The following is a 14,546-nucleotide window of genomic DNA, read 5'->3' as shown; positions in this document are numbered from 1 at the left end:
TCACGTGAGACTGATGACACCACCGCCCCTTGCCCCAAGCGATTACACCAAGGTGTCGGTGCATACCTATGTATAGGCTGCGCATAACGGCGGCTATCAGGAGCTAACCGCGTGCCACGACGACACCCACGTATGATGGTCCGGCGCAGTTCCCCTGGCGCATCCTCAACAATCGGCGACAGCGAGAACACCACCGGCATGCACAACGAAATCGAGCGACCTCGTGCAACCGAAGACAGCCTGCGCAGCCTGATCGACGCCGTGCCGGGATTTGTCTGGAGCGCTGCGCCCGATGGCTACGTCACCTTTCTCAATCAGCGCTGGGCCGACTACACCGGCGTGCAACTGTGCGATGCCCAGGGCTTTGGCTGGACCCAGTCCCTGCACCCCGACGATGCCCCGGAGCTGGCGGTCTACTGGGGGCAGCTATTGCAGTCGGGCGAAGCGGGTGAGTACGAGGCCCGACTGCGGCGCTTCGACGGCACCTATCGCTGGTTCCTGATCCGCGCCGTGCCGCAGCGTGACGAGTCCGGCGCGATCCTGTGCTGGTACGGCGAAAACACCGACATCGAAGACCGCAAGCGTGCCGAGATGCTGCTGGCCGGCGAGAAACGTCTGCTGAGCATGATCGCTGGCGGCTCTGCCCTGACGCCGATCCTGGAGGCGCTGTGCGAGCTGGTCGAGGCCTCGTTCAACGGTGGGCTGTGCAGCATCGTGCTGGTCGATCTGAAACACCCCTACCCCGCATCCGAACCCGTGCCTCGCATCCAGCCCGGCGCCGCGCCTCATGTGCCACTCGATCTGGTGCCGGGTGCCGACGGTCGGCCGGCCGATGCAGTGCTCTGCCCCGTCGCCATGGCCGCAGTCACCAACGAACAAGTGATCGTGGGCGACCTGAACCACGAAACCCGCTGGAACGGCTGGCGCACCCGTGCGCTGTCCCATGGCTTGCAGGCCAACTGGTCGACGCCTGTCACTTCGACCAACGGCACGGTGAGCGGGATCCTGTCGATCCTCCATCGCGAGCCGCAAACCCCGTCCACGGCGCAACGCAATCTCATCGCCCAGTGCACCCATCTGGCGAGCATCGCCATCGACCGCGCACGCAACGAGGCTGCATTGGGCAAGATACGTTCCGAGCTGACGCACCTGGCGCGGGTAGCAAGCCTCGGCGCTCTGACGGCGTCCATCGCCCACGAGGTCAACCAGCCGCTGGCGGGCATCATCACCAACGCCAGCACCTGCCTGCGCATGCTCGGCGCTGATCCGCCCAATGTCGCCGGAGCCCTGGAAACCGCGCGCCGCACCATTCGCGACGGCAACCGCGCCTCGGACGTCATCAACCGGCTGCGGGCCTTGTTTTCCAAGAAAAGCATCACCCTCGAAAGCGTGGACATCAACGAAGCCGCGCGGGAAGTCATCGCCATGCTGCTGGGCGAACTGCAACGCAACGGCGTGATGCTGCACCCCGAATTTGCCGACAACCTGCCTCAGGTGATGGGCGACCGCGTGCAATTGCAGCAGGTCATTCTCAACCTGATCCTCAATGCCACAGAGGCGATGAACACTATCAGCAGCCGCTCGCGACACCTGCAGGTCAGCACCCACGCTGACGACAACGACCGCGTCTGCCTGACGGTGCGCGACAACGGCAACGGCTTCGACCCGCAAGATGTGCAACGGCTGTTCACGGCCTTCTACACCACCAAGAGTTCGGGCATGGGCATCGGCCTTTCGGTCAGCCGTTCGATCATCGAACGCCACGAAGGCTCGCTGTGGGCGACCGTGAACGAGGACGGCCCCGGCGCCAGTTTCCGCTTCGCGCTGCCGCGCATCACCCAGAGCGACAACGCGGGCGAGAGCGTCACGACCCAGGAGACCCCCTGATGGATACCCCATTGCTGATTACCGTGGTCGATGACGACGAGTCCGTGCGCGAATCGTTGCCGGATCTGCTGCGCGAATTCGGGTTCCGGGTTCAGGCCTTTTCGTGCGCTATGGATTTCCTTGCGTCCGAGTACCTGGCACAGACCCGCTGCCTGATCCTGGACATCGCCATGCCAGGCATGTCCGGCCTTGAGCTGCAAAAGGAACTGAAGTTACGTCGCTACGACATCCCGATCATTTTCATCACCGCTCACGGAGATCCCGCCGAGCGCCCGCGCCTGATGAACCAGGGCGCCGTGGAGTGCCTGATGAAACCCTTCAGTGAAGCTGCGTTGCTCAAAGCCCTGAGCGCCGCGCTGCCGGTGAGCTGAGTGCAGGATCGAGCCCTTGAGGAGGTGGCTTATGAGAACTGACGACGCGCTTGCGCAAGGACGCAACGCCGTGACGAACGACCCCACCCCGGTGGTGTTCGTGGTCGATGACGATGTTTCAGTGCGCGAGTCGCTGGAGTTGCTGATCGACTTCGCCAAGTGGCGGCCAAGACTGTTCGAGTCCGCCCGGGCGTTTCTCGATCAACCCCAGGCGCCGGTGCCCAGTTGCCTGGTGCTGGACATCAACCTGCCTGACCTGAACGGCCTGGACCTGCAAAACATGATCGCCACCGAGCGCCCGGACCTGCCGATCATTTTTCTCACCGGTTACGGCGACGTCCCCCTCACCGTGCGCGCCATGAAGGCCGGGGCCATGGAGTTTCTGACCAAGCCGTTCGATGACGAAGTGCTGCTGCGCGCCATCGCCGATGCGCTCGACCACAGCCGCGCAGCGCTGGTCCGTGAAGACGGCCTTCGCTCACTGCGCAGCGCCCACGCCACCCTGACCCCGCGCGAGCATGAGGTGCTGGGCATGGTGGTGGCCGGTCGGTTGAACAAGCTGATTGCGTCGGACCTTGGCATCAGTGAAATCACCGTCAAGGCCCATCGCGGCAAGGTGATGCGCAAGATGAAGGCGCGTTCGGTGGCCGATCTGGTCAAGATGAGCGCGCTGCTGGGGCTGCGCTGAGCTGCCGGACTAAAGCTGTTCCCAGAGCGCCTGCAGTTGCCGCAAGTCCAGGGTGTCAAAGCCTTCGGTGAACTGCTCGCGGCACAGACCGATCAGCGCTTTTGCCTCGCTGCGCCGCCCGCGATCCAGCCAGAGCGCCGCCAGATCCATCGAGGTTCTCAGCGCCCATGCCCGCGCCCCTTGCTTGCGGGCCAGATCCAGAGATTCGGTCAGCGTGATCTCGACCCTTGCGTAGTCGGTAGGCGAGAGTGTCTTGAGAATGCCCGCCTTGATCCGCAGCAACTCAGGCAATGCAAAGGCATCCGCGCTGATGCGGCAGTGCGCGATGGTGCGATCGACCTGAGCCAGCGCCTGCTCGTGACGCCCGGCGAGGATCAGCCCTTCGACCAGCGAGATTTCGAACGAAGTGGTCAACAGCTCGTAACGCATGCCTTGCAGCCGGGCCAGACTCTCTTCCAGCATCGCCACGGCGTCACCCGGCTCGCCGGCGCGAATCGCAATGGCGGCACGAATGCCCATGGCCGCCGCGATGTAGGGACCGAAGGCGTTGGCGTGGGCGATGCCGGCGAAGGTGTCGATGCGCTCGGCTGCCTTGTCCAGATCGCCGGTCCAGACATAAATGCACAGCGTCCAGATCAGGGCGATGCAATAGGTGATCGAGTGATCCAGAGCCGCCGCCTCGGCCTCGACCTGCTCGGCCCACTCGCGCGCCTGATCGGCATAGCCCATCAGCCAGAGCGTGCGGGCCAGGCCCAGGCCGGTCCGGTTGCGGTGATCGAAACCGTAGTGAATGGTGCTGCTGCGCTCGGAGGGCAGGCTGTTGCGCAGGGACAGTTCAAGCTCCTCCCGCGCCAGGGTCTGGTTGCCCAGCAAGTGATGGGAAATGCCCGCCAGGGACGCCGCCACGGCGATGGCCTCCGGCTTGCCGATGTCATGCCCGACCTCGACCGCCTGCTCGGCCCAGGCCAGCGAAGACGGGAAATCGCCGATGCGTTCGTAGAAGATCTGCAACCGACCGAGCACACGCAAGCGCGACCACTGATCCCCCAGCGCCACGGCAATATCCAGCGCCCTGAGCAGGGCCTTTTCGGCCAACTCGCTGTTGCCCTGGGTGAACATGAAGGCCAGCCCCAGCGCTGCTTGCAGCTCCATTTCGGTCGGTGTGCCGAAGTAGCCAAGCTCCAGCAACTCGATGGCCCGGGCGCACCAGGTGCGGCATTCGACCATCAACGAGAAATGCAGGAACAACTGTGAGCTGGCCGCCGCCAAGGGCAGCGCCAGGCCCGGATCACCATGGGGGCCGAAGCTCCATTCCAGCGCGCTTCGCACATTCCCCAACTGGCTGGCCAGGCGCGCCGAGCGCTGGTAGATCTCCCCCGGAGAGACGCCAAGATGACCCAGCAGGTCCATGTAGAACGCCGCGTGGCGAAACGCCAGGAGATGCACCTGGGCATCGCCTTGGGCCACAAGCTTCTCCCGGGCATAGGCGCGGGTCATTTCCAGTAAACGGTAAGCGCCCACCGGGTCGGTGAGGTCCACCGCCACCAGGCCTTTGGCAGCCAGTTCGTCGAGCATCGCCGCTGCTGTCACCGAATCGATCTGGCCATCGGCGACCACCTGGGAGGCGGCCTCCAGTGAGAACGGACCGACGAAAATTGCCAGGCGGGCGAACACCAGGCACTCATCCGCCGACAGCAGGTTGTAGCTCCAGTCGAGCATGGCGCGCAGGGTCTGGTGCCGAGGCTGAGCGGTGCGCCGGCCGGACCAGCCCAGGGAAAATCGCTCGCCGAGCAGGGCGTGGGTGGCACGCACGCCATAGGCGCCGACGCGCACGGCCGCCAGTTCGATCGGCAGCGCCATGCCTTCGAGGCGGCGGCACATGTCGACGATCATCTGCGCGTCTTCGGCGTCCAGCACCAGGGTCGCGTTGCCCGACGATGCGCGCTCGACGAACAGCTCGATGGCGGGAAACGCGAGCATTTCATCGACCGACAATTCCTGGGTTTCGCCCGGGAAATCCAGCGGGTTGAGCCAATGCACATGCTCGCCTCGGGCACGCAGGGGCTCGCGGCTGGTGGCCAGCAGGCTCACTCGCGGGGCAGCCTCGCGGATCTGCTCGGCGATGACAGAAACGGCATCGATCAGGTGCTCGCAATTGTCGATCACCAGCACCCACTCCTGGGCCTGCAGATGCGCCAGCAGCACCACCATCGGGTCATCGACCTGCACCGGAATATCCAGCGAACCGGCCAGCGCAGAAGGCACCAGCAAGGCATCCTCGACCTGGGCCAGGTCCACGAAACGCACGCCGCCGGGACGCGCCGCGTGAATCCGGTGCCCGACTTCAATCGCCAGGCTGGTCTTGCCGACCCCGCCTGCGCCGACGATGGTGAACAGCTTGGGCGTCTGCAAACGCTCGACGACCATCTGCACGTCGGTTTCGCGCCCGATCAATCGAGTGCGCGAAGGCAGGCTGCCCACCGTACTCGAAAAGCGGCGCACAGGCACGGCTGCCACTGGCTGTTCCACCAGCGGCTGCTCGCCCTCGAATCGCTCGATTGGCGCGACGAAGGCGTAACCGACGCCCACCTGCGTGCTGATGTAGCGGGCACCCTCCTCGCCATCGCCGAGAATTCGCCGCAGGCCAGTCATGTGGAAGCGCAGGCTGCCTTCTTCCACGACCACATCCGGCCAGACTCTGTCGATCAGTTCACGCTTGGACAACACCCGGCCCGGACGCTCGAGCAGCGCAATCAGCAGGTCCAGCGCCCGTCCACCGATCTCGACGGCAGCACCGTCGCGGGTCAGCAACCGCTTGCCCGGCGTTACGCAGAACGGGCCGAAGGCAAAGCGCAAGGCGAGGGATTCGTGCAGGTCGTCCAGGGCTGACTCCACGGTATCGTTGTCCGAAAATTGAGGGTAATGCCACCCGATGTTGAACGATGGGCGCACGCTTGAGCATGATAGGTGTTTTGATACACCGATCAAGCGATCACGCCCGGCCTGTGCGCCGCGAAGCCAATCACACCAGGGTGACGGCCAGATCCAGCCCGTCGCGCATGGCCTTGGAATACGGACAGTTCTGCCGGGCAGCCTCGATCAGTTCGCTTGCCACCTCGCCCTCAAGTCCGGGCAATGACACCGCCAACCGTGCGCGCAGGAAAAAACCCTGCTCGCCATGCATCAGATCGACCTGGGCATCGACCGCTGTTTCGGCTGGAAAACCGATCCTGCGGGCATTGCACCCATGGCGCAGCGCACCGATGAAACTGGCCGACCAGCCGATGGCGAATAACTGTTCGGGGTTGGTTCCGGTGCCTGGAGCCCCCGGTGGCGAGAGCTTCAGATCGAGCCGGCCATCGTGACTGCGGCCTTCACCATCACGGCCACCGGTGGTGTAGGTGTGGCCGGTGTAGAGAATCTTTTCAATACTGATCATTGGAGGGTCCGACAGGAACAGGCAGTTCAGACTGCGCGCAGGATCTTGCGCGGGGCACAGGTGGCAAGGACGAGCGAAGCATCCACAGGATGGGCATCGTTGCGGTGCAGATAATCACGCAAGGTGCTGCGGGCGACCTCGATCAGCCAGGCACGGAACGGGTGCGCGGCGTCGTAGCTCTGACGATGCCTGCAAAGCGCCGCAAACGCTTGGTGCACTAGCGCTTCGAGGTCCTCCCGCCGCGCCCGGCCGGCCTGGACCTGCCCCTCATAAAACGCCGTGAGCAACGGCGCGACCGCGATGAACAACCGCTGCGTATCGCCCTGACCGCCCATGACGATCAACGCGCTCAACTCATCATTGCTCGGCCTTGCGCCCCCGCACACGCAGCTCTGGCGAATTTCTTCGGACATGATCGGCACTCTCATGATTGGCAACTCGCCATGGCACGTACAGCACCGCTGGGTGCGTTTACGTTGTGGGTGGCGAGGCTACAGAGTGAGGGGCGGGGTTGAATGCTGCCAGTTATCCGGTGTTAGCCCGTGTTAGGCGCGGGACCGTTGTGCACAGCGGCAGCAACGAGTCATTTAGACACATCGCGTGTGTGTGCTTACTGCCGCTTTGCGGCAGATCGCGGGCAAGCGCGCTCCTACGCCCTTCGGGCAGTGGCGATCCGCGCGAGCCTGCCCGATCCGCTTTTGATTCTGCCGAAGGCGTAGGAGCGCGCTTGCCCGCGATCTGCCGCAAAGCGGCAGTAAGACCGGACACCCCGGCTGATCCGGACACCCCGCATGCATCACAACCCCAACTACGTCCCCCTTGGCTTCGCCCGCGCAGTCGGCTGCGCCACCAACGGATCATCCGGCCAGTAATGCTTGGGATACCGCCCCTTCAAATCCTTCTTCACCTCCTGATAGGTGTTCTTCCAGAAGCTCGCCAGATCCTGGGTCACCTGCACCGGCCTGCGCGCCGGGGACAGCAAATGCAGTTTGACGATCTGCCGGCCACCGGCGATGCGCGGGGTGTCGGCCAGGCCGAAGAGCTCCTGCAGGCGCACCGCCAGGATCGGCGGATGTTCGCTGTAGTCCAGGCGCACTGAAGAACCGGACGGCACGCTCAGGTGATGTGGCGCCTGTTCTTCCAGACGCTGCGGCAGCGGCCAGGGCAGCAGGTTATGCAGGATCGAGGACAAGTCGAGGTTGGCGAAATGACTCAGCCGAGTGACCTTGCCCAGATAAGGCAGCAGCCAGTGCTCCAGTTGATCGAGCAGCGCCGCATTGCCCACATCAGGCCAATCGCTGGCGCCGCTCTTTTCCAGGTCCAGCCCGCGCAGCAGTGCTACCCGTGCCTGCCACTGACGCAACTCCGGCGTCCATGGCAAAAGCTCCAGCCCCTTGCGCCGCACCAGCGCCAGCAATGCCTGCCCACGGGCCGAATCGTCCAGGCCGGTCAGCGGCTCGCGGCTGACGATCAACTCGCCCACCTTGCGCTGGCGTTCTGCACGAAACACCCCTTCGCGCTCGTCCCAGTCCAGTTGATCGACCTGAATGACCTGCTCGGCCAGCACCGAATCGAACAGCGCCGGATCAAAATCCGCCGCCAGATAAATGCGCTCCTCACGCTGACCCTGACGACTCCCCAGATCAGCGATCACCAGCCACGGCTCTTTCATCAGCGCGTCGGGTTCGGCGAACAGCGCCGCCCGACCGTTGGCCAGACGATACTCCGCGCCTCCCGCCCGACGTTGCTGGGCGACACGGTCCGGATAAGCCAGCGCCAGCAGCGCCCCCAGCCAACGGGGATGATCGGGATCGGCCACGGCCTGCTTCGCCCCGCCTCGCAAATAACCGCGGTACTGACGGGACAGTTGCCGGGCGCGCTGAACCCCACCCTGGGCACCACGGCCCGCACGCTCGGTGCCCGCCAGCAGCGTCAGGCGGCTGTGCAAGTCAGCGCCCGCGCCTCGCAAGATGTCACGCTCGCCCAGCAAGGCGGCGACGTCGCAGGCCAGCGGACCTAACCCCAGTTCCTGGCCGCGCAGCAACAGATGGGCGATGCGAGGATGCGCAGGCAGCTGGGCCATGGTCTGGCCATGGGAGGTGAGTTTCCAGTCTTCGCCCGGCTGGCGGCTCAATGCCCCGAGCCGACCGAGCAAGTCCTGCGCCTGTGCATAAGCGGCGGCAGGCGGCGTATCGAGCCACACCAGTTGCGCAGGCTCGACGCCCCAACGCGCCAGTTGCAAAGAAAGTCCTGCCAGATCGGCTTGGAGGATCTCCGCCGTGCCGTAGGCGGCCAGTTGGTCGTGCTGGGCCTCGGACCACAGGCGATAACAGACGCCTGGCTCCAGCCGTCCAGCGCGCCCGGCCCGCTGCGTGGCACTGGCACGGGAGATGCGCTGGGTATCCAGCCGGGTCATGCCGCTGCCCGGATCGAAACGCGGCACCCGCGCCAGACCGGCATCGATCACCACGCGCACGCCATCGATGGTCAGGCTGGTTTCGGCAATATTGGTGGCCAGCACCACCTTGCGCTTGCCGCTCGGCGCTGGGTCGATGGCGGCGCGCTGGGCGTTAAGGTCCAGCTCGCCATGCAGCGGACAGAGCATCACATCGCTGCGCTCGCCCAGCGCATCAGCCAGTTGTTGATGAACGCGACGAATCTCCGCCTGCCCCGGCAGGAACACCAGCAAACTGCCGGTCTCACTGCCCAACGCATCCAGAACCGTCTGCACCACACGCGGCTCGATGAACTCCCCCGGCTGAAACGGCCGCCCCCACTGAATCGCCACCGGGAACATCCGCCCTTCACTGCTGATGACCGGTGCATCATCGAGCAGGCTCGACAGCCGCTCACCTTCGAGCGTCGCCGACATCAGCAGGATTTTCAGTGGCTGCTCATCACGAAACAGCGCCCGGCCATTGAGGCTCAAGGCCAGCGCCAGGTCTGCATCGAGGCTGCGCTCGTGGAATTCGTCGAAGATCAGCAGCCCGACCCCTTCCAGCGAGGGATCCTCCTGCAAACGCCGGGTGAGAATGCCCTCGGTGACCACTTCGATCCGGGTATCGGGCCCGACCTTGCTGTCCAGGCGAATCCGGTAGCCCACGGTCTGCCCGACCTTCTCGCCCAGCTCCGACGCCAGCCGCTCCGCCGCAGCCCGAGCCGCCAGACGCCTAGGCTCGAGCATCAGAATGCTCAGCCCGGCCAGCCAGCTTTCGCCCAGCAGCGCGAGCGGAACCCGAGTGGTCTTGCCCGCCCCGGGCGGCGCTTCGAGCACGGCTTCGTCACGATCGGCAAGCGCCTGGCGCAACGCAGGCAGGACAGCATCAATGGGCAGTGAGTTCATGTGGGCTCCAGAAACAGACCGCCGATTATACGGGCGCACCACGTAGCTTTGTTTGCCGCGACACAGAACCGTCCTACAACTTGGATAGTCTTAATGATTAGGCGTTTGCCTTGTATAGTTGCGACTTCCTCTGAGGAGATTTCCATGCGCATTCCTTCGCGTTTGATTGGCACCGTTCTGATCGGCAGCCTGCTGGCTCAACTGACTGCCTGCGGCAGTATTTTCTACCCTGAACGTCGCGGCCAGATTCAAGGCAGCGGCAGGATGGACCCGGCCATCGTGGTGCTCGACGCCATTGGCCTTCTGTTCTACATCATCCCTGGCGTGATCGCGTTCGCGGTGGACTTCGCCACTGGCGCGATCTACTTGCCCGGCGGCAAGCACGCGCAGATCGATCCGCAGAAACTGCAGCCTGCCGTGCGCACTGACGGCACGGTGGACAACGCCAAGCTGCAGGCGATCATCCAGACCGAACTGGGCCGCAGCCTGCCGCTGGACGATCCGCGCCTGATCCAGCACAAGGGCAGCACGCAGCAACTGGCCTCGCTGGGCCTTGTGCCGTCGGCCTGATATTTCGCAGTTGTCACTCAAGGAAGTGCCATGAGCAGCAGCCCTGAACACGCCCGGTTATTGCGTCTGGCGACGCGGGCATCGCTGGCGGTGGCCAGTGTCCTTATCATCGCCAAGGCGGTGGCCTGGTGGCTGAGCGGCTCGGTCAGCCTGCTGGCGGGTCTGACCGATTCGCTGCTCGATGGCGCGGCGTCGTTTCTGAATCTTCTGGCCGTGCACTATGCGCTGCGCCCCGCCGATGACGACCACCGCTACGGCCACGGCAAGGCCGAGGCGTTGTCGGGCATGGCCCAGGCGCTGTTCATTGCGGTCAGTGCCTTTCTGATCGGCTTTCAGGCCATCGAGCGCATCCAGCATCCGCAGGCCTTGAGCGCTCCGGGGCTTGGCATGCTGGTGATGGTGCTGTCGATAGCTCTGACCGTTGGCCTGCTGATGTTGCAGCACAAGGTGGTGAAGGAAACCGGCTCGGCGGCCATTCGCGCCGATTCGCTGCACTACCGTTCGGACTTGCTGCTCAACGTCAGCATCATGATTGCGCTGGGCCTGGCCTATTTCGGTTACGACCAGTTGGACGCATATTTCGGTTTGGCGATTGCGTTCTACATCCTGTGGAGTGCGATCTCGATTGCCCGGGAAACGGTGTCGGTGCTGATGGATGCCGAGCTTGAACCGGGCGTCAGCGCTCGCATGCAGGAACTGGCGCAGGCGGTGCCCGGTGTACTTGGCGCCCACGACCTGCGCACCCGGGTGTCGGGCAACCACTGGTTCGTGCAACTGCATCTGGAATTGCCGGGGACGCTGACGCTGTTGGTGGCCCACGATCTGTGCGAGCAGGTGGAACGGGCAATCATGGCCGAATTCCCGAAGGCCGAAGTGCTGGTGCACGCCGATCCTCAGGAAGTGGTGAAGCGGGCCAATAGCCCGGTGCTGAACTGACCCCTGACCGTAGCAGCCCGGCCGGGCGGCGCTCCGCTTGCCGGCGGGAGCGGCGTATCAGACACCTCAATGGTGACTGACATACCGCTCCCGCCGGCAAGCCGTGCTGCTACGGGGGGAATGCGTTAGTTCTACTGCTGGACGCTGTATCCCCGGCTTGCATAACAGCTGGCCATCGCCTGGCGGTAGATCCCCAGCACTTCCGGCGCCGGCTGATAGGTCGCTGCTGCCGGATCGAAATTGCTCTGCTGCACCGCATAGCGATAACAGTCGTAGCGATCCTGCTCGACTTGCTGCTGGGTCTGCCCGTTGGCCGGGTAGGCGATCACGTCGTAGGGGTTGTCGGGTTGCTGCGCCGGCTGTGGCAGCGACTCGGGGGTGTAAATCGGTTCCACGCCCTGGGGCGGTTCAGCCACGATGTATTCCTGAGTGCTCTGCTCGTAGGTGTAGTAGGTGCCCGCCGCCACGAAGAACAGCGCGCTGCCCAGCCAGACCTGCTGCGCATAATCGGGCAGGTAGCGCACACGAACGCCACGGGGCGGCGCGACCACGACATAGCGCGGGCCCTGCGGGCGATACCAGTAACCCCCCGAATAGAAGTAGTCATTGCCGCGATACGGAACGCGCGAATAGCCGCCCGGCATGCGATCTATCTGGTAGCCGGGGCGGTAGCGCGGACCTGAGCCCCAGCCGTCGCCATGAACGCCCGGTGGATGGCCGCCCTGCCAATTGCCGTTGCCTGGGCGATTGTCGCCACCGCGCCACGGGTTGTTGTGATCGTTGGGGTTGTCACGGTAGAAGCCCTGGCGCGGCTGCTGGGTCTGCACCACGGTGTCCGGGCGGCTCTGGATCGGCAGGTTGTTCTGACGGTCCTGCAACTGGCGCTGCTGCAACTGCTGTTGCTGCTGACGTTGCTGTTGCTCAAGCTGCTGCTGGCGCTGGTCCTGCTGGGCCTGATTCATGCGCTGCTGGTTACGCTCGCGTTCCTGCTGCTGGCGCTGTTGATCGAAGCGCTGCTGCTGGTTCTGCTGGATCTGCCGTTGCTGCTGCAACTGCTCTTGCTGGCGTTGTTGCTGGTACTGCTGCTGTTGCTGCTGGCGTTGTTGTTGCTGCTGTTGTTGCTGCTGCTCGCGCTGCTGATTCTGCTGTCTATCCTCATTGAAGCTGCGTTGCTGGTTCTGTTGCTGCTGACGCTGCATGTCGAAACCGTGCTGACGCTGTTCATTGCGCTGTTGTTGCTGCTGATTGTTATCGTCGGCCAACACCTGAGCGCTGACACTCAAGGCCAAGAGACTGACACCTGCCAAACGCCAGATGCGCGTGTTCATGCTTTCCTCACTGCGGCGCGGATACCTGTTAATAGGACTGCATTCTGGGTGCGCCGTTCGCCGCACTCTATCAGCGTCGCCATCGAAACTGTAGGAGCGCGCTTGCCCGCGACGGCGGTGTGTCAGCGAAGCGTGTGTGTCTGACACACCGCCGTCGCGGGCAAGCGCGCTCCTACGGTCAATGGATAAATCGTGGGCACAAAAAAAGAGGGCTCGATGGCCCTCTCTTGAATGCTTCGTCCTGGCACGACGCTTTTGACGCCGGCTCACCTCGCATCGTCTTCTGGACAGTGCGTAGCCCGGTGGCCTGGCCAACCCTGTTGGGCTGGAGGCCGCGGCTGGCCTGATTCGGCGGGCCGCGCTGGACGCTAATGTCCGGGCAGTGATTCTGGGTAAAAGAATAGGCTTTGGCGCACAGCACAGGATTGCGAATGTTGCTGATGAAAACATCACTTGCGCAATTTTTCACTTCGGATGAATAATTCAGCGCAATAGATACATTAAAGGGACCTAAGATGAGCAAGCTCGACAGATACGACCTGAGCATTCTGGCCGAATTGCAACGTGACGCGCGCATCTCCAACCAGGAGCTGGCCGAACGCATCGGCCTGTCGCCCTCGCCCTGCTCGCGGCGGGTGAAGCAGCTTGAGGATGACGGCTACATCGTGCGCCAGGTGGCCTTGCTTGATCGCAAGAAGCTGGGGCTGAGCCTGACCGCCTATGTGCTGATCGGCATGGACCGGCACACCCCGGACCGCTTCGAGAACTTCGAGCAGCACATCCGCAACCTGCCGCAGGTGCTGGAGTGCAGCCTGGTCACCGGGATCGACGCCGATTATCAGCTAAAAGTCGTGGTCCCGGACATGGACCATTACCAGAAATTCCTGCTGGGCCATTTGACCCGTATCGACGGCGTGACCAGTGTGCGTTCGAGCTTCGTGCTCAATCAGGTGCTGGCCAGCACCGAACTGCCGTTGGTGCACCTGCGCAGCTGATCGTCGCTGCACGCCCTATACTCGCAAGCCCCCGTTTGCAGGAGAAGCCCCATGGAACCCGAGATGTTCGAAGAGTGGATGATGACCATCCTGGTCACCGTGCTGATCGCGTTCATGGGTTTCATCGTCTGGGATTTGGCGAAGAAGTCCAAGGCCGGCCGCTTCGGCACCATGATCCTGTTCGGCGTGCTGGGCCTGGGGGTGCTGGCGTTTGTGATCAAGAGCGTGGTGATTGCGTACATTGAGCAGCATGGCTGATTGACCCAAATACCCCGCTGTAGGAGCGCGCTTGCCCGCGACCGCAGCGGGCCAGTTGGCATCGATGCGTCAGACGCACCGCGGTCGCGGGCAAGCGCGCTCCTACAAGTGGCCAGGCAGCTACAACTTCGCAGGCACTTCCCGCCACTGCCCCTGATCCAGTCCTTCGATGCTCCAGTCGCCAATCCTCACGCGCACCAGCCGCAGCGTCGGCAACCCCACCGCCGCGGTCATGCGCCGCACCTGGCGGTTACGCCCTTCCTTGATGATCAGCTCCAGCCAACTGGTCGGCACGCTCTTGCGAAACCGCACGGGCGGATTGCGCGGCCATAAGTCAGGCTCGTCGAGCTGACGGGCCTGGGCAGGCAGCGTCGGCCCGTCATTCAACTCGACGCCATCGCGCAGTTTCTGCAGCTGTTCCTCACTCGGCTCGCCCTCGACCTGCACCCAGTAGGTTTTCGCCAGTTTGTGCCTGGGGTCGGCGATGCGCGCCTGCAACTGGCCGTCGTTGGTCAGCAGCAACAGGCCCTCACTGTCGCGGTCCAGCCGCCCGGCCGGGTAGATGCCGGGGATCTCGATGAAATCCTTGAGGGTCGCCCGCCCCTCGCCGTCGCTGAACTGGGTCAGCACATCGAACGGTTTGTTGAACAGGATCAGCCGAGGTTCGGCAGGCGGGGCCTTGGCCACGCGACGGGATGCGCCTGTGCTGTTCGGCGCGGGTCGACGGGAAA

General features: G+C 63.9%; 13 protein-coding genes and 1 pseudogene. 8 read left to right on the top strand and 6 right to left on the bottom strand.

What is annotated here, in order from left to right; translation table 11 throughout:
• The first annotated feature begins 111 nt into the window (after positions 1–111).
• The 3 genes from ACIPOO_RS19510 to ACIPOO_RS19500 are packed head-to-tail and all read left to right on the top strand — an operon-like array spanning position 112 to position 2,946.
• On the top strand, positions 112–1,887 hold the full coding sequence (locus ACIPOO_RS19510; RefSeq protein ID WP_400609127.1) for an ATP-binding protein: 1,776 nt from the start codon (positions 112–114) through the stop codon (positions 1,885–1,887).
• Positions 1,887–2,258 (top strand): response regulator, encoded by a 372-nt coding sequence (locus ACIPOO_RS19505; protein WP_400609125.1) that lies wholly within the window; start codon positions 1,887–1,889, stop codon positions 2,256–2,258. Before ACIPOO_RS19510 ends, ACIPOO_RS19505 begins: the two co-directional genes overlap by 1 nt.
• Before the next feature lie 31 nt (positions 2,259–2,289).
• A complete protein-coding gene (locus ACIPOO_RS19500; protein WP_400609122.1) occupies positions 2,290–2,946 on the top strand; it encodes a response regulator transcription factor in 657 nt (218 codons plus the stop codon).
• 9 nt (positions 2,947–2,955) lie between these two features.
• On the opposite strand, the gene ACIPOO_RS19495 is transcribed toward ACIPOO_RS19500, so the two are convergent.
• From ACIPOO_RS19495 to hrpB, 4 genes are all read right to left on the bottom strand, one after another.
• On the bottom strand, positions 2,956–5,841 hold the full coding sequence (locus tag ACIPOO_RS19495) for an ATP-binding protein (RefSeq protein ID WP_400609120.1): 2,886 nt from the start codon (positions 5,839–5,841) through the stop codon (positions 2,956–2,958).
• A gap of 127 nt (positions 5,842–5,968) precedes the next feature.
• Entirely contained in the window at positions 5,969–6,385 is a 417-nt protein-coding gene (locus ACIPOO_RS19490) for an Ohr family peroxiredoxin (RefSeq protein WP_400609118.1), read from the bottom strand.
• A gap of 26 nt (positions 6,386–6,411) precedes the next feature.
• Positions 6,412–6,798, bottom strand: a complete 387-nt coding sequence (locus ACIPOO_RS19485) for a sigma factor (protein ID WP_274135429.1) — start codon at positions 6,796–6,798, stop codon at positions 6,412–6,414.
• Between the two features lie 395 nt (positions 6,799–7,193).
• On the bottom strand, positions 7,194–9,728 hold the full coding sequence (gene hrpB / locus ACIPOO_RS19480) for an ATP-dependent helicase HrpB (RefSeq protein WP_400609115.1): 2,535 nt from the start codon (positions 9,726–9,728) through the stop codon (positions 7,194–7,196).
• A gap of 144 nt (positions 9,729–9,872) precedes the next feature.
• On the opposite strand from hrpB, the gene ACIPOO_RS19475 reads away from it, so the two are divergent.
• Both ACIPOO_RS19475 and ACIPOO_RS19470 read left to right on the top strand, forming a co-directional pair.
• Positions 9,873–10,298: a polyribonucleotide nucleotidyltransferase gene (locus ACIPOO_RS19475; RefSeq protein ID WP_274135420.1), complete on the top strand. Its 426-nt coding sequence runs from the start codon at positions 9,873–9,875 to the stop codon at positions 10,296–10,298.
• 30 nt (positions 10,299–10,328) lie between these two features.
• The gene (locus tag ACIPOO_RS19470; RefSeq protein ID WP_400609112.1) at positions 10,329–11,234 is read left to right on the top strand and encodes a cation diffusion facilitator family transporter; all 906 of its coding nucleotides are present in this window, start codon (positions 10,329–10,331) and stop codon (positions 11,232–11,234) included.
• Between the two features lie 131 nt (positions 11,235–11,365).
• On the opposite strand, the gene ACIPOO_RS19465 is transcribed toward ACIPOO_RS19470, so the two are convergent.
• Positions 11,366–12,196: a DUF6515 family protein gene (locus ACIPOO_RS19465; protein WP_337993904.1), complete on the bottom strand. Its 831-nt coding sequence runs from the start codon at positions 12,194–12,196 to the stop codon at positions 11,366–11,368.
• Between ACIPOO_RS19465 and ACIPOO_RS19460 the strand changes: the two are divergent.
• The 3 genes and pseudogenes from ACIPOO_RS19460 to ACIPOO_RS19450 all read left to right on the top strand — a co-directional run.
• Positions 12,113–12,604: pseudogene (locus ACIPOO_RS19460) on the top strand (hypothetical protein); the annotation flags it as partial. The gene ACIPOO_RS19465 and the pseudogene ACIPOO_RS19460 sit on opposite strands and share 84 nt — an antisense overlap.
• Positions 12,605–13,077: 473 nt before the next feature.
• A complete protein-coding gene (locus ACIPOO_RS19455) occupies positions 13,078–13,557 on the top strand; it encodes an Lrp/AsnC family transcriptional regulator (RefSeq protein ID WP_274135417.1) in 480 nt (159 codons plus the stop codon).
• A 51-nt stretch (positions 13,558–13,608) separates the two neighbouring features.
• The gene (locus ACIPOO_RS19450; RefSeq protein WP_400609109.1) at positions 13,609–13,815 is read left to right on the top strand and encodes a DUF2788 domain-containing protein; all 207 of its coding nucleotides are present in this window, start codon (positions 13,609–13,611) and stop codon (positions 13,813–13,815) included.
• Between the two features lie 120 nt (positions 13,816–13,935).
• Here the strand turns inward: ACIPOO_RS19450 and ACIPOO_RS19445 are convergent, their stop codons facing one another.
• Positions 13,936–14,502, bottom strand: a complete 567-nt coding sequence (locus tag ACIPOO_RS19445; RefSeq protein WP_274135449.1) for a pseudouridine synthase — start codon at positions 14,500–14,502, stop codon at positions 13,936–13,938.
• Positions 14,503–14,546 lie beyond the last annotated feature (44 nt).

Source organism: Pseudomonas sp. NPDC090201 (assembly GCF_044746825.1).
In the GTDB taxonomy this organism is placed as follows: Bacteria; Pseudomonadota; Gammaproteobacteria; order Pseudomonadales; family Pseudomonadaceae; genus Aquipseudomonas; species Aquipseudomonas putida_AD.
Note: the sequence above shows the minus strand (reverse complement) of the source record. Positions and strands in the feature narration are given on the sequence as shown.

Bases quoted from the DNA above. Each gene is read 5' to 3' on its own strand.
- ACIPOO_RS19505 (WP_400609125.1), top strand. From the start codon at position 1,887: ATGGATACCCCATTGCTGATTACCGTGGTCGATGACGACGAGTCCGTG.
- ACIPOO_RS19500 (WP_400609122.1), top strand. From the start codon at position 2,290: ATGAGAACTGACGACGCGCTTGCGCAAGGACGCAACGCCGTGACGAAC.
- ACIPOO_RS19490 (WP_400609118.1), bottom strand. From the start codon at position 6,385: ATGATCAGTATTGAAAAGATTCTCTACACCGGCCACACCTACACCACC.
- ACIPOO_RS19485 (WP_274135429.1), bottom strand. From the start codon at position 6,798: ATGTCCGAAGAAATTCGCCAGAGCTGCGTGTGCGGGGGCGCAAGGCCG.
- hrpB (WP_400609115.1), bottom strand. From the start codon at position 9,728: ATGAACTCACTGCCCATTGATGCTGTCCTGCCTGCGTTGCGCCAGGCG.
- ACIPOO_RS19475 (WP_274135420.1), top strand. From the start codon at position 9,873: ATGCGCATTCCTTCGCGTTTGATTGGCACCGTTCTGATCGGCAGCCTG.
- ACIPOO_RS19470 (WP_400609112.1), top strand. From the start codon at position 10,329: ATGAGCAGCAGCCCTGAACACGCCCGGTTATTGCGTCTGGCGACGCGG.
- ACIPOO_RS19465 (WP_337993904.1), bottom strand. From the start codon at position 12,196: ATGAATCAGGCCCAGCAGGACCAGCGCCAGCAGCAGCTTGAGCAACAG.
- ACIPOO_RS19455 (WP_274135417.1), top strand. From the start codon at position 13,078: ATGAGCAAGCTCGACAGATACGACCTGAGCATTCTGGCCGAATTGCAA.
- ACIPOO_RS19450 (WP_400609109.1), top strand. From the start codon at position 13,609: ATGGAACCCGAGATGTTCGAAGAGTGGATGATGACCATCCTGGTCACC.